The organism is Arthrobacter flavus (genome assembly GCF_039526005.1).
Taxonomy (GTDB): domain Bacteria; phylum Actinomycetota; class Actinomycetes; order Actinomycetales; family Micrococcaceae; genus Arthrobacter_D; species Arthrobacter_D flavus.
Genome location: NZ_BAAAIJ010000013.1, coordinates 72,686 through 86,016, shown reverse-complemented (window position 1 = coordinate 86,016; position 13,331 = coordinate 72,686). Strand labels below are relative to the sequence as shown.

Genomic DNA, 13,331 nt, shown 5'->3' with positions numbered 1-13,331 from the left:
ACACGAACTACTAAGCACGCTTCCTATATAAGTGGGTGCTACACCGGGGTGAAAGCCCCACCGGTGACCGCTCCTTTATGTCGGATCTGCTGCACCAGCCAGTCCACCAGCATGCGGCCCGCCGACGGGTGGGTTGCATCAGGATCGTGTTGCAGAGCGTGCCAGCGCATCACGTCCTCGCTGGCCGGACTGTCATCGAGCAGTCCCGTAAGCGGGCAGGTCGTCAGCGGACGCGGATGCGGCGCACCCAGCCGGGCGAACTGCCAGTGGTAGGCCAACCCGCCCAGATAAGTTCGCGGCGCATTCGGCTGCACATCGAGGGTGAAACCGCCCGCCCAACCGGCAGCCTCCGCAGCGGGCAGCGGCCGGGTGAGGTAGTACCCCTGCCCTAGCGGGGCGCCGAGGACGACGGCGGCCTCGGTGATCCCGAGATCCTCCAACCCCTCGATGGCGACGTTCATTTCAAAATCACGGCCCATCTGGATAAGCGACGCAATCATGCTCAGCGTCTCCACAGGCTTCCTGCGGATCTCGGTGAGTAGCTCACGATCAAGCTTGATCGCGTTGAAGGGGAGCACCGACAGCCGTTTCAGGCTGCTGTAACCGGCACCGAGGTCATCCATGGCAAGCCCCACGCCAAGCCCCACCAGCTGATCCAGTGCGTCCCGCTGGATTTCCCACTGGAGGGTCTGGGATTCAAGCAACTCGAGACCCAAGCGGTCCGGGGCGATGTTGTGGCGCTGCAGCGCGTCACGCACCAGAGAGAGACAGTCCGGGTTCAGGAGCGTGCTCGGCGGGAGGTTTACCGAAATGTTTGCCCGCAGTCCTTCCGCATCCCAGGTGGCGACCCAGCCGAGCGCCTGATCAAGCATCCCGACAAACAGGAGGTCCAGCTCGGCCTCCGTCAGATAGGGGAGGAAATCTCCCGGCGACACGAGGCGCCCGTCGGTCATCCGCAGACGGGCCAGCGCCTCGAACAAGTGAACCGATCCGTCGCGGAGATCAATCACTGGCTGCATGTACGCCTCCAGCCCACCAGAGCGCAGCCGCTCCCGGTAGCTGTCGACGACGCTGCTATCCGGCCGGGCGACGGCGCCCGCAACCCCCGCGCGAAGATACGCCAGATCGGTCCCCGCCTCGGCGGTCGGCTCGATCGTGGACAGCGCCCACCAACGGTCACGGTTGGTCTTGGTCTTCTTCGATTGATACAGCGCATCATCAGCATTCCGCAGCAGGGACGCCATGTCACAGCCGTCGCGGGGATACAGGGCCAGCCCCATGCTCATACCCACTCGGACACTTTTCCCGGAGGCCAGGAAGGGCCGTTCCACCGCTGTATGAAGCAGGTCCAGGATGCCAGCGAGCACGGTCGGGGCCGTGGACCGGTTGATGTTGTTGATCACGAGGATGAATTCGTCGCCACCCATCCGCCCCAGGAAATCGCCGTCGCGCAGGTTGGCTTGCATCCGGGCCGCCCACTCCTTCAGGAGGAGATCACCGGCTTCGTGCCCGAAAGCGTTGTTGACGGCTCGGAAGTCGTCAAGGTCGATCATGCCCACGGCCGCGGTGACCTCATCGTGATCGCCAACTGAGAAGATCTCGGTGAGTCGTTCGGCGAGCGCCACCCGGTTTGGCAGCCCGGTCACCGGGTCGTGCAGCGCCTGGAAGCGCAACTGCTCGTGCAGGGCCATCCGCGTATTGATGTCCCGTTGGACGCTGACATAGTGCGTGAGTCGCCCCGCGGCGTCGTGCAGTGGCGCAATGCTCAGGTCGTTCCAGAACGCTGACCCGTCCTTGCGGTAATTGAGGATTTCTCCGCGGAAAGCCTCTCCGGCGGCCAATGCCGTCCGCATGGCACGCTTCGTCTCGGGATCGGAGCCCGGCCCCTGCAGCAATCGGCAGTTTCTGCCCATCACCTCGTCGGGGCGATGCCCGGTGATTGCCGTGAAGGACTCCGAGACGTGAAGGATGTTCTGACGTGAGTCCGTGATCAGTGAGATCTCCGACATGGCCGCGTGTGCCTGCGCGAAGAGCGACTCCGGCAACCCATCCCCCTTAAACCGGGGCCCCCACTTCAGCGCCATTCAACTCATCCCCTAGTGTGCTTCGTTACGCCGACGTCGCACACCAATGAACGATTGGTGGCCCAGTCTTACGGTGGGCGATCCGTGTCCCCAGATCAATTCCTCTACAGGAATGGTAACGGCAATTATGAGAGCTAGATCACCACAGTTAGATTGAACCCAGACCCACCCTCGCTGAGGAAGGACACCGTGAGCGATCGGAAGCGATCCGAACACCCCCTGACCGAGGCTGCGGCTCAGCTGTATGCCCTCCCCCTCGAAGAATTCACCGCCGACCGTAACGCGCGGGCAAGGAGCGCAGACGACAAACTGCTATCTGCTCAGATCAGGCGGCTCCCCAAACCGTCAACGGCAGCATGGCTGGTCAACATGCTCGTAAAGTACCGCCGGGACGCCGTTGATGAGGCGCTTGAGTTGGGGGTGGCGCTGCGGGATGCCCAGGAAAAGCTCGACCAGAAACGGATGAAGGACCTCGGGCAGCAGCGTCAGCGGCTGCTTAACGGGCTGGGCAAAGAGATTCTGGCGCTCGCGGAAGAACTCGGCCACGGTGCCAGCGCCACCGTTGCCGCCGAAGTGGAACAGACGTTCCGTGCCGCCATGACCGACCCGGATGCGGCCGCCGCTGTGTCCACCGGACGGCTCCTGCGCGCCCTGAGCGCCAGCGGCTGGGACGCCGTCGACCTCGAAGGTGCTGTGGGAGGTCCGTTCGAGCCGGCCGCCGCCCCCGTGATGACCAGGGCCGGAAAGAACGATCCCGACGAGGAGCGCGTTGACAGCGCGCGCATTGCGCTGGAGGACGCCGAGCGCACTCTGGCGGAGGCGGACGACGATGCCGGGGACGCGGAACGCAGGATCGACAAGTTCCAGGGACGCCGCACCGTGTTGTCCGTCGAGATCGAGGATCTGCAGCACCGTCTCACCGAGTTGAGGGCAGACCTTGGGTCGCTCGATCAACAGATCGACGACGCCGAACAGGAACAGTCAGCGGCGGGCCGCGCCGTCCGTGATGCGCAGCGCGCCGTGGATAGTGCCCGTCGGCGGTTGGACAAACTCCTCTGAAAACGCGCCTACCACCGCTAACGTCGCCCGGTCACGGATCTGTCCCGCCACCAGTTGACCGTTGCTTCCGCTGCTGCCGGCAACGGGGTGGGAGTCAGTTCCAACCGCTGCTCCGACGCTGTGGAATCCATGATGAAGGGGTGCTCCGTCTGGTACAGCAGTTCCGTCAGCTCGCGCATCAGAGGCTGGACCCGTCCGAGTACCCGAACAAACCAGCCCGGAACCGCGACGACGTTGGGGGCCGGCACGCCAGCGGCCTTGGCGAAGGCGGCGATGAGTTGCCGTTGGGTGATCGCCCGGAGTGTCGGCGCGTGTAACACCGTGTCCCACACCCGCTCGTCGCGGGCCGCGGCGATCAATGCGGCTGCGAGGTCGGGGACGTAGGTGAAGGAATGCGGTGTGTCTGCGCTCCCGATCACGCTGATTCGCCGTCCCGCAATCACCCGAGGCACCACCCGCTCACCCATGTGGGACTGCAGCACCCGGGGACCAAAAAAATCCGCCGAAACAACGCTCACTGTGGGGGTCGCTGATGCCTCCCGCGCCTTCAACAGGTCGGTACGGACGCCGCGCTTACCTCCCGTGGCCTCGCGGGGGCCGGCTTCGGTCATCACCTGTTCCGGTGTGCTGTAGGAGTAGAGGCTTTCGGGAAAGACGACGACGGCACCCTCGCGTCCTGCAGCGTCCAGGATGTTTTGCTCGGACTGGGGCAGCTCCCGCCGCCAGGCGTCCGCGTTGTAGGCGGCGTGAATGCAGTGGAAGACTGCGGACGCCCCCTCGACGGCTTTGGTCACCGCCGCCGGGTCCGACACGTCCACCGGCTGCCGCTGAATCAGCTGCGATTCAGGGCCGGTGCCATTCCTGGTCAGGATCCGCACCCGGTGACCGGCGCCAGCGAGCAGCTCGGCCACCGTCCATCCGACCGGACCAGCCCCGGTAACCACCATCTGCTCCATGCTCGTTCCTTCCACAAGGCATTGAGGGGCGAAACTATTGGCAGGAGTTGAAGGGATTATGTCGCATTCCCAGTTCGCCGTCCATGCCTTTGAAAGCGGCATTGTCCACGGGTCTTTAGTTGATAACCCCGGCGAAACCTCGCGTTAATCCGCCGCTGTCACTATTGAACTGACCCAACCGGCCTTCCATCGAGGAATCAATGACACGCATCGGCCTAATCAGGGTTCTCACTTCGAGAGATCCACGACTGTTGAACATCCACGGCCAAGCGGTCCGCGCCGCGTTCGGGGTGGAAGTTGTTTCGCGAGCGGTCCACGACCAGCCGGAAGGCGTCCACAACCAGCTGACTCATGACCTCGCGTCCCCCAAGGTCATGGCAGTCGCAGCAGATCTGGCACCCCACGTTGACGGCATCATGATCAGTTGTTCATCCGACCCTGGGCTGGAGGAGGTACGCAGCCTCGTTGATATTCCGGTGGTGGGCGCCGGCTCCGCGGGGGCTGCAGCTGCGCTCGCTCTGGGCTCTCGGATTGGTGTGCTCGCGCTCAGCACAGAGCCGCCGCACGCCGTGACCCGGGTGCTGGGCGGGCAGTTGCATTCGGTTCAGGCGCCCGACGGCGTCACCCACACCCAGGATCTCCTCACCCCGTCAGGGGTCCACGAGACCTATCTCGCTGCGGAGCGGTTGGTTGATGAGGGAGCCGACGTCATCCTGCAGGCCTGCACAGGGCTGACCAGCATGGGTGTCTCCGCGGAACTACGGAGACGGTACGGCCTGCCCGTGGTCGACGCCGTCCTGGCCGCGGGGTCGGCGCTAACCCTGCAGTGGGGCAATTCCGGTGCACGGCACCACCCGGGCGAGGTGTTCGCCGAACTGGCAGGCTAGCCGTTGGTGTGGCCCGGTCCGTCGGGTTGCTGGGGCGGCTCGGGTTGCTGGGGTGGCTCGGGTTGCTGACGGCGCCCGAGTTTGGTCAGCGAATCCCAGCGCCGGGCCGCGAGGCGGCGTAGCTCACCGTTCGCATCCGTTGTCCGATTCTGAGTACCTGGTCGACGACGGTTAGGCCAGCTCGCCGATTTTCTTTTGGGTGCGCTGGCAGAGACCGCCGGTGGGTCGGTCTGGTCCGCAACCGCTCGGTCGACTTTCCGAGATTTCTTCATTCATCCCCCCATAATCTGGTGTGCACGCAGAAAGAAGTTTTTGGGCGCCCAGCTAGGTCTCTGATCTGATCCTATGGGCCAACGGTAGTCTGGTAAATACCCGACGTCTCGACGATCCAGTCTGCGCAGATGACGGGTAGGAAACGGCTGGTCGGTCACGTACTGCCAGCCCACAATCGAGTAGTCGGCACTCGTTACATCGCCGCTGTGTCCTTCTAGCCTGAAGTCCCACGGGAAGAACAGGACACCATGATCGACTACGCCATCGAATCTCTGCCTCTCTTTTCCACGCAGACCCTCAAGGACCTGGAACGCGAGCTTGAGAACCCTGAAGCCTGCAACGCCTTTGTCCAGATTTCCATCGGCATGTGGGATCAGCGTTTCTATCGACTCAGTCGAGCCGCCGAAGAGCGGGATGAGCGCCTCCTGATGGATGTCATCCTCAGTATCGAGAGCTCCAGCGCAATGTTGGGGCTTCTCCAGCTCGCCGCACTGGCGGGCGTGCTGAAAACAAGACTGAAGCATCAGGACCTGGATGGCGTGATCGGACTCCTGCCATCCCTCGAACAGTGCGGGGCGCTCAGTATGCGCGAGCTGCGAGCAGCGCACCCCGCCTAGACCGGTGGCGATCCGGGACGGAACCCCTCAGTACTTTCTTTCGGAGAGGTAGGCGACAATGTGGTCGACCATTGCCTGTGGTGAAAGGGACAGGTCGACGGTCATGCCCCGTTCGTCGTCGCCCAGGGTCTGCAGGCTCTCGTACTGGGACGCAAGCAGCGACGGTGGCATGTACTCGTGTTCCCTTGCGGAGATTCGTGCGGCCACCAGTTCAATGGTGCCGTGCGGGTGCACCACCACCAGTTCTGGGACGTGGCCGCGGAGCAGGTCCCGGTACGCGAGTTTGAGAGCCGAGCAGGCGACGACGACGCCGGTTTTCCGGCCTTGGGCGAGCACTTCACCGACGGTGTGTAGCCAGGGCAGCCGGTTATCGTCGGTGAGGGGCGTCCCTGCAGCCATCAGTGTCTTGTTGTCCACCGGGTGCAGGTCATCGCCGTCGATGAAGGCGATGCCGAGACGCTCAGCGAGTAGCGACCCGATGGTGCTTTTGCCAGAACCCTGGACCCCCATCACCACGATCGGCGGGTTTTCAGAGACTGCCATGGTCTATCCTTTGGTCGCGCCAGTGGTGAGGCCGGAAATGGTGTACCTCTGGGTGGGCAGGGTTTACATCTGCTAATTAGCACGACAGTAACGACAAAGATAATACTTATGCAACCTTGTTAGTTGAATGGGATGCTCTTGGTACGCTTCACTTCATGCAGCCAATCGACCCCCATTCCCCCGGTGTCATGCCCTCGGGCCTGCACGCGTCAGTGGTTGACCAGATGGGGCTGGCGATCGGTGCCGGCGAATGGGCCGCCGGGTCAGTGATGAGGATCGAGGAGCTTGAGGAGCGTTACGGCGTCTCCCGCTCGGTCATCCGCGAGGTGCTGCGCGTCCTGGCTTCGATGGGAATGGTCGAATCACGACGGCGGGTGGGCGTCCAGGTGCTGCCCGCCACCGAATGGAACCTCTACGACCGCCAGGTCATCAGGTGGCGCCTCGCCTCCCCGGGGCGGGTTGCCCAGCTCCGCTCCTTAACCGAGTTGCGCACGGCAGTGGAACCGCAGGCCGCGCGGCTGGCGGCACTCCGGGCACCGGTGGCCGATGCCAGTGAACTCATGGGGCTGGCCGGAAAGCTGTGGGCCGCCGGGCAGGATGGCGACACTGAACTGTTCCTGGCCCTCGACATCCAGTTCCACCGGCTGGTGCTGTCGAGCTCGGGGAACGAAATGTTCGGGAAGCTTAACTCCCTCGTCGCCGAGGTTCTGACCGGGCGAACCCACTACAGCCTGATGCCCGAGCACCCGCACGACGAGGCACTGCAGCTTCACGTCGACGTCGCCAGCGCCATCCAGCGCCGCAACCCGGTCGATGCCCACCACTCAATGCTCGCCATTATGGAACGTGCCATGACCGAAATGAGCACGCTGTGGGACGAGGCAGCGCACAAGTAGCCCATCCCTTCTTGGGACAACACCTGTCCCACCCTGTAGCCTTCGATAGTACAAAGTCGCCTTACTATCGGAGTGTGCCGTGAACATCAGTGAAGTCTCCTGGAACGATCAAGCCCGCGAGAAAATCCTGTCGGATGCGGATAAAGCCCTCCAGGAAGCGGTGAGAGAAGCGGCCTCCACCCAGGGCGACGGCGACCGCGACCAGGTCTATAAGTTTCTTTTCGAGAAGCTCCAGCCCCAGTTCGTCGATTTTAAACCGGGGCCAGATCTCGGCAAGTACGCGGACGCCATTGTCAACGGTGAGATCTCGGGCGAATAGCTGTCACCACTGGACGTCTATCCGAGATCCGACAGCACCTTTCTGGCCGGTTCCTTGGAACGGCGATCGAGCTCTCCGCGCAATCGTTCGTAGTCCTCGGTGGCGCCGAAACGTGGAAACTCCTCATTCATTTCCTGGAACGCCCGGTCACACAGGGCGGACACCTCTGCCCTGGGCAGGTCCGACAGGTCCAGGGGTAAGGGCTCAAATGAATTATCGACGCTGTAGGGGTCGTCTTCGAACCATAGCTCCAGATCCGGCACATGATTCGGTGAGCCATCCCTTTGGGCGCCGTTGAGCTGGGCGTTTACGAGGGTATGCAGTGCGTGGTTCATGGGCGTACTCCACAGATGCTGCTGTCCGGCGGGCCCACTGCTGAACCATCGAATAGATCCTAAGCCAATTCCCTCATCCCGTAAATAGCTGAGCTGAGCGAGCGCGCGGTTTCTTTGGCAATCTTGTTGCGGCGGCGGCGGCGAGCGTGCCAGGGCCGGTGGGTGGCTGTAGAAGGGTGGTCGGCGCGGATCAGCCGGCCAGCACCCGCGCCATCAGGGCCGGATCGACGGATCCACCCGAGACGATGGCGGCGACCGTTGCGCCGCGCGGTGCCAGATCGTGCATCCAGGCTGCGGTGGCGACGGCGCCCGATGGCTCCGCGACGAGGCGCCCCTCCACCGCGATGTGTCGCACCGCGGTGAGGATCTGTTCCTCGGAGACGGTGACGAGGTCGTCAACGTAGCGCCGGATGTGTTCCCAGGGGTGGACGCCGACGGCTGGCGTGCGGAGCCCGTCCGCGACCGTGCGGTAGGTGAGTGTGGTGTCCCAGGTGATGCGGCGCTGCTCGCGCAGGCTTTCGGCAGCGTCGGCGGCGAGTTCGGGTTCGACGCCGATCACCTGCACCTCGGGGCGCAGCGATTTGATGGCGGTCGCGATTCCGGAAATCAGCCCGCCACCCGAGATGGGGACGAGGACGACGTCGACGTCGGGCAGTTGATCGATGAGCTCCAGCCCGACCGTGCCCTGTCCGGCGATGATGCGGACGTCGTCGTAGGGCGGCACCTCGACATAACCGTGCTCGGCAGCGAGCTCCAGGGTGCGGCTGTCCCGTTCGGAGGCCGGCACGAGCACCACTTCGGCGCCGAGCGCGCGAACGGCTGCCACCTTGGTCGGTGGGGCGGCGTCGGGCATCACGATGACGGCGCGCAGGTCGAGACGTTTGGCCAGCCAGGCGACGGCCCGGGCGTGGTTGCCCGAGGATTGCGCGATGATGCCACGTTCGCGGGACTCATCGAGTACCTGGGAGATGGTGTTGTAGGCGCCGCGGAGCTTGAAGGCACCGGTCGGCTGCAGGGATTCGGCTTTCAGGTGCAGCACATCGGATGGTCGGTCCGGGTGCGGCAGCGCAACAATCGGGGTACGCAGCACCAGGTCCTGGATCCGGTCGGCGGCGACCCGGATGTCGGCAAGCGTGACCAGCTGAGGATCGGCGCCGTGTGCTGCGGAGTTGGTTGCGGCGTGATCGGCGGCGGCGGAGGCGTTGTCCATAGCTGGATCTTACGCGGTGGCCCTCTCGTGGTAAGCCGGCTGCGAATCGACGGCTATGCTTGGCGGGCTGCCGACAGCATTGTGGGCGGCGTCACATCAACTGGGGGTTACATTGAATAAGCGCACAACGGGTCTCGCCTTTGCGGCAGCAGTAGGATTCACTGCATTGTCGGCAACGCCTGCCCTGGCAGTAGCACTTCCCTTCGAAAACTGCGATGCTGCGGCCGCAGTAGGCGTCCACAACATTCCAATCGACACACCTGGTTACCACCCGAGGCTCGACCGCAACAATGATGGTTTCGGTTGCGACGACGACCGTTCGATTGTGTACGACGAATCGATCGTGGCAGGAATCGTTGCCGAAAACGCTCCGCCAGAAGAGGTCGCGCCTCCCGTCGAGCCACCAGTAGTCGAGGCTCCTCCCGTGGTGGAGCCTGCACAGGTGGCACAGATGCCCGTAGGCGGCGCCGACACCGGCGTTGCCCAGGCGTCGGGCGTTGACCTGGGCGCTATCGCGCTGGGCGGCGGCCTTGTGCTCGCTCTGGCTGTCGGTGGCGTCTATGTGGTGCGCCGGGCTGCCACACAGGCATAGGGTTCGCCATTTCCAGGCGACGTTAGTCCTCTAAAAACACCGCGGTCGGTGTAGGTGCTTCGGCGCTTACACCGACCGCGTTAGTTAACAATCCAACCGCTATTCGCAGCCCACCCCGTCGCCGTCACGATCCAGATGGGTGCCATAGCCGGGCTGCCCGGCGTATACCGGCGCAGCTCCGGCATTCCGGGCGGCCGTGCAGTTTTCGTAGTAGGCCGCAGGGGCTGGGACGGGAACTGGTTCAGGAGCGGGAGCGGGTTCTGGTGCAGGGGCCGGAGCAGGTGCAGGTGCGGGTGCCGGAGCTGGAGCTGGTTCAGGGACCGGTTCGGGCGACGTCTGGTTGGTTGGCGCCAGCATATCCGAGCAGTTGCCGAGAATTCGTGCCATGGCGTCGCGCTCGGCCTGGGTGACCCAGAGGGCATAGGTGGCTTTCACCGAGATCTGCCGGGCCACATACTCGCAGCGGAACGACTGGTTGGGCGGCAGCCAGGTGGCGGCGTCGCCCGCTCCCTTTTGAGAGTTGGTGGGTCCGTCGGTGGCCTGGAGATTCAGCGGGTCGTTGGCGAAGGCAAGCCGCTGGTCGGCGCTGAGCTGCTGGGCACCCTTCTGCCAGGCATCGGACAGGGCCACCACGTGGTCGATCTGGACCTCGATGCTGGTGGACCGGCCCCGCAGGAAGTTGATGGTGGTACCGGTGTAGGGGTCGTCGAGGACGCCCGACTGGACCTTGCACGGCACCGAATTGGCGTGAACGATCACTGTCAGGTCCCTGTTGAGCATGTCGTTGCGGGTGTCGCAGCCATTGCGGTCGACGTCGGCCCATGCCTGACCGAACTGGTCACGGTCGTACCCGGTTTTTGGCGCCCTGCCCTTCACGACGAGGGTATCCAGTAGTTCGAGGGCACGAGTGCCGTACTCGGGCTGGCCTTCGGGTGCGCTCGGGTCGCCGTCCGCGACAACCACGTCGGCGCTGTCGAGCGGTGCAACATCCGGGCTGGGCGTCGGGGATGGCGTGGCCGTCGGCGTCTTGCTCGGAGTGGGCGACGGCGTCGGAGCAGGCGTCGTGGACGTGGCTGGGGCGGGGGTGGTCTCTTCGGCGACGGCTGCGGGGGCGGTGGTGTCGCTCGGCGGGGCCAGTAGGCCTCCCGCGAGAAGAACGACCAGCGCTGCACCCATGGTGATGGAGCCCATTTTGCGGCCGGCAATGCCGGCCCACGACGGCCGATTCGTCACCACCACATAGAGACCGGTGACGAACGCCGCCAGACCTGCCATGATCACTGCGCCGCTGAGTCCGCTACTCAGGAATCCGAGCACCATCAGGAAGAGGCAGGCACCCGCTGCCATTGCCGTCGAGACCCTGATTTTCGGTTTACCCGTCGGCGGCGCGGAAGGAGGCGGCGTGTTTGAGGCAGGCGGCAGCGACGCATTGTTCAAGTGGTTCCCCCAGGATTGTGATGGTGACCGAAGCATACAGTGAGCAGTGCACTGCGCTCGCCGCGTCGGCGTCAGACCAGACGGTCCTCACGGGCAATGATCGCGGCCTGCGTGCGTGACCTGCAGCCAAGCTTGGTCAGCACCCGCGACACGTGGGTTTTCGTGGTTCCGGAGGAAATGCTCAGCCGCGCCGCAATGTCTCGGTTGGAGAGCCCTTCGGCGATCAAACCCAGGACCTCGGTCTCCCGCTCGGTCAGCTGATCCCCCGGGACGATAGCCTCTCCGCTGTGCTGGACGACGCCGGTTGCGGCTGACTTGAGGCGGTCCGCGGCGTTCCGTGCCGCTTCCCGATCGAGGGAAACATACGCTTCCAACAGCCGACGGGTGGCTTCCGGGGCAATGACCGCGTCCCCCGCCGCCACTCGTCGGACGGCATCGAGGAGCGCTGCCGGTTCGGCCGTCTTCAGCAGAAACCCGGCCGCGCCGGACCGGAGGGCACCGAAAATGTACTCATCGACGTCGAAGGTGGTGAGGATGAGGACCTGCGCCAGTCCTGCGGCGACGATGGCCTGCGTCGCCGCAATCCCATCCATTCCTGGCATCCTGACATCCATCAGCACGACGTCGGGCTGCAACGCGGTTGCATTGGTGAGCGCCGCCTGCCCGTCGGAGGCTTCACCCACCACTTCGATGCCCGGAGACGATTCGAGGATGAACCTCATGCCAGCCCTGATCGCCGAGTGGTCGTCGACGATCAGCACCCGGATGGGTGCTTGTTCCTGTCCCCTGGTCATAGGCGGGGTCATCGTCGGGGTCATGGCAGAACCCGTGTTCCGGTCGCGGTCAGCGGGAGGGTCGCCGTCACGGTCCAGTGGTTGTCGATGCTGCTGCTGGATACCACCCCTCCGATTGAGGCTGCTCGCTCCTTCATGGAGATCAATCCCAGGCCGAGACCGCGCGGCGTTCCGTGGTCTTGGCCTGGGGTTGCACTTTCCGGGTACGGGTTGCTGATCCTGATATTCACGTCACCGCCGCCTTCACCGGGCAGCACTTCCAAGAGCACGTCGCTCCCGGGGGCGTGCTTTGCCGCGTTGGTGAGCGCTTCCTGCACAATTCGGTAGCCCACCAGCTCGGTCGCTGCGCCGGGCCGTTCGGTCGGAAGGGCCGACAGCCGGTCGGTGGCGGTGACCGACAGTCCGTTCGCCTGAGCCTGGTCCAACAGCGGCTGCAGGTGGGTAAGCCGTGGCAAGTGGGTGGTGCCGCCGTCGGGCACCGGTTCGATCTCCTCTGAGTCGGGGGCGCGAAGCAGCGTGATCATGGTGCGCATATCCTCCATGGATTCGAGTGCTGATCGTCGCACCTGGACCAGCGCAGCGCGATCCTTCGCCTCGTCGGGCGGGGTCGCCAGCGCGCCGCCCGAGTGCAGGGCGATCGCCGAGAGGTGGGAGGCGACGACGTCGTGCAGGTCCCGGGCGAGGGAATCCCTTTCCTGCCGGATAGCGTGCTGTCGGCCGGCCAGGGAGAGTCGCTCGACGGCGTCGGCCCGGGCGGCGGCGACCGTCGCCAGTTCGGTTTTCCGCCGCACATCCATCGCCCACCACAACGGGCAGATGAACATGACTGACTGCTGCAGGCCGATGAGCACGGTGAGACGGAGGTCAGCGGTCTCGGCGAGTCCATAGATCATCGGCGCGGCGACAAACACGCCGCCAATAACCCACAGCGCACGGCGCACCCGCGCGGAGCAGATCAGCGCCGCCGTATAGAGGAGGTCGAAGAAGGGCAGCAGAATGGCGATGCTGCCACCGAGCAGAAGGTCGACGGCGAGCATCAGAAATCCGACGGCAAGTGCGGCCACGGGGGCACGCCGTTTGTAGACGAGGGCAACGCAGGCGATGGCGAGTGGGAGTGCGAACCACCAGCGGTCGTCTCCGGTGAGCTCCATTAGCCCCGTCTGGTTGCCCCAGACTTCGGTGAGGCCCAGCCCGATCAGCAGCAGACCGCAGACAAGGGTGATCGCTGCGATGAGTGCATCACGGCGTTGGCTGGGGTTCTCCATTAGTTCATTGCATCATGTCTGTGACGGTTAGCCAGGAATGGCGGTTAATCGCAGCTTCAGTTGG

14 protein-coding genes are annotated in these 13,331 nt (G+C 64.4%); 6 read left to right on the top strand and 8 right to left on the bottom strand.

Annotated features, from left to right (window positions below; all coding sequences use genetic code 11):
- Positions 1–38: 38 nt before the first annotated feature.
- Positions 39–2,084, bottom strand: a complete 2,046-nt coding sequence (locus tag ABD059_RS05310) for a putative bifunctional diguanylate cyclase/phosphodiesterase (RefSeq protein WP_343878320.1) — start codon at positions 2,082–2,084, stop codon at positions 39–41.
- Between the two features lie 189 nt (positions 2,085–2,273).
- On the opposite strand from ABD059_RS05310, the gene sctO reads away from it, so the two are divergent.
- Entirely contained in the window at positions 2,274–3,143 is an 870-nt protein-coding gene (gene sctO / locus ABD059_RS05305; protein ID WP_343878319.1) for a type III secretion system stalk subunit SctO, read from the top strand.
- Between the two features lie 17 nt (positions 3,144–3,160).
- Here the strand turns inward: sctO and ABD059_RS05300 are convergent, their stop codons facing one another.
- Positions 3,161–4,099: an NAD-dependent epimerase/dehydratase family protein gene (locus ABD059_RS05300; protein ID WP_343878318.1), complete on the bottom strand. Its 939-nt coding sequence runs from the start codon at positions 4,097–4,099 to the stop codon at positions 3,161–3,163.
- A gap of 200 nt (positions 4,100–4,299) precedes the next feature.
- On the opposite strand from ABD059_RS05300, the gene ABD059_RS05295 reads away from it, so the two are divergent.
- A complete protein-coding gene (locus ABD059_RS05295; protein WP_343878317.1) occupies positions 4,300–4,986 on the top strand; it encodes an aspartate/glutamate racemase family protein in 687 nt (228 codons plus the stop codon).
- 521 nt (positions 4,987–5,507) lie between these two features.
- Entirely contained in the window at positions 5,508–5,876 is a 369-nt protein-coding gene (locus ABD059_RS05290) for a hypothetical protein (RefSeq protein ID WP_343878316.1), read from the top strand.
- 27 nt (positions 5,877–5,903) lie between these two features.
- Here the strand turns inward: ABD059_RS05290 and ABD059_RS05285 are convergent, their stop codons facing one another.
- On the bottom strand, positions 5,904–6,419 hold the full coding sequence (locus tag ABD059_RS05285) for a gluconokinase (protein ID WP_343878314.1): 516 nt from the start codon (positions 6,417–6,419) through the stop codon (positions 5,904–5,906).
- Positions 6,420–6,574: 155 nt separating this feature from the next.
- Between ABD059_RS05285 and ABD059_RS05280 the strand changes: the two genes are divergently transcribed.
- Both ABD059_RS05280 and ABD059_RS05275 read left to right on the top strand, forming a co-directional pair.
- Entirely contained in the window at positions 6,575–7,315 is a 741-nt protein-coding gene (locus ABD059_RS05280) for a FadR/GntR family transcriptional regulator (RefSeq protein ID WP_343878312.1), read from the top strand.
- A 79-nt stretch (positions 7,316–7,394) separates the two neighbouring features.
- Complete coding sequence (locus tag ABD059_RS05275) at positions 7,395–7,634, top strand: hypothetical protein (protein WP_343878310.1); 240 nt, start codon at positions 7,395–7,397, stop codon at positions 7,632–7,634.
- Between the two features lie 17 nt (positions 7,635–7,651).
- Here the strand turns inward: ABD059_RS05275 and ABD059_RS05270 are convergent, their stop codons facing one another.
- Both ABD059_RS05270 and ABD059_RS05265 read right to left on the bottom strand, forming a co-directional pair.
- Positions 7,652–7,969, bottom strand: coding sequence for a hypothetical protein (locus ABD059_RS05270; RefSeq protein WP_343878308.1), 318 nt, complete (start codon positions 7,967–7,969; stop codon positions 7,652–7,654).
- Between the two features lie 190 nt (positions 7,970–8,159).
- Positions 8,160–9,179 carry a threonine ammonia-lyase gene (locus ABD059_RS05265; protein WP_343878307.1) on the bottom strand — a complete coding sequence of 340 codons (1,020 nt, stop codon included), beginning with the start codon at positions 9,177–9,179 and terminating at the stop codon, positions 8,160–8,162.
- A gap of 112 nt (positions 9,180–9,291) precedes the next feature.
- Between ABD059_RS05265 and ABD059_RS05260 the strand changes: the two genes are divergently transcribed.
- Complete coding sequence (locus ABD059_RS05260; protein ID WP_343878305.1) at positions 9,292–9,771, top strand: excalibur calcium-binding domain-containing protein; 480 nt, start codon at positions 9,292–9,294, stop codon at positions 9,769–9,771.
- 99 nt (positions 9,772–9,870) lie between these two features.
- On the opposite strand, the gene ABD059_RS05255 is transcribed toward ABD059_RS05260, so the two are convergent.
- The 3 genes from ABD059_RS05255 to ABD059_RS05245 form a co-directional block, all read right to left on the bottom strand.
- Positions 9,871–11,118, bottom strand: a complete 1,248-nt coding sequence (locus tag ABD059_RS05255; RefSeq protein WP_343878304.1) for a GmrSD restriction endonuclease domain-containing protein — start codon at positions 11,116–11,118, stop codon at positions 9,871–9,873.
- 161 nt (positions 11,119–11,279) lie between these two features.
- A complete protein-coding gene (locus ABD059_RS05250) occupies positions 11,280–12,002 on the bottom strand; it encodes a response regulator (protein ID WP_343878303.1) in 723 nt (240 codons plus the stop codon).
- 20 nt (positions 12,003–12,022) lie between these two features.
- A complete protein-coding gene (locus ABD059_RS05245; RefSeq protein WP_343878302.1) occupies positions 12,023–13,267 on the bottom strand; it encodes a sensor histidine kinase in 1,245 nt (414 codons plus the stop codon).
- Positions 13,268–13,331: the final 64 nt, after the last annotated feature.

Excerpts from the sequence above, each read along its gene's own strand:
- ABD059_RS05250 (WP_343878303.1), bottom strand. The coding sequence starts at position 12,002 with ATGACCAGGGGACAGGAACAAGCACCCATCCGGGTGCTGATCGTCGAC.
- ABD059_RS05310 (WP_343878320.1), bottom strand. The coding sequence starts at position 2,084 with ATGGCGCTGAAGTGGGGGCCCCGGTTTAAGGGGGATGGGTTGCCGGAG.
- ABD059_RS05255 (WP_343878304.1), bottom strand. The coding sequence starts at position 11,118 with ATGGCAGCGGGTGCCTGCCTCTTCCTGATGGTGCTCGGATTCCTGAGT.
- ABD059_RS05285 (WP_343878314.1), bottom strand. The coding sequence starts at position 6,419 with ATGGCAGTCTCTGAAAACCCGCCGATCGTGGTGATGGGGGTCCAGGGT.
- ABD059_RS05300 (WP_343878318.1), bottom strand. The coding sequence starts at position 4,099 with ATGGAGCAGATGGTGGTTACCGGGGCTGGTCCGGTCGGATGGACGGTG.
- ABD059_RS05295 (WP_343878317.1), top strand. The coding sequence starts at position 4,300 with ATGACACGCATCGGCCTAATCAGGGTTCTCACTTCGAGAGATCCACGA.
- ABD059_RS05280 (WP_343878312.1), top strand. The coding sequence starts at position 6,575 with ATGCAGCCAATCGACCCCCATTCCCCCGGTGTCATGCCCTCGGGCCTG.
- ABD059_RS05290 (WP_343878316.1), top strand. The coding sequence starts at position 5,508 with ATGATCGACTACGCCATCGAATCTCTGCCTCTCTTTTCCACGCAGACC.
- ABD059_RS05245 (WP_343878302.1), bottom strand. The coding sequence starts at position 13,267 with ATGGAGAACCCCAGCCAACGCCGTGATGCACTCATCGCAGCGATCACC.
- ABD059_RS05265 (WP_343878307.1), bottom strand. The coding sequence starts at position 9,179 with ATGGACAACGCCTCCGCCGCCGCCGATCACGCCGCAACCAACTCCGCA.
- ABD059_RS05270 (WP_343878308.1), bottom strand. The coding sequence starts at position 7,969 with ATGAACCACGCACTGCATACCCTCGTAAACGCCCAGCTCAACGGCGCC.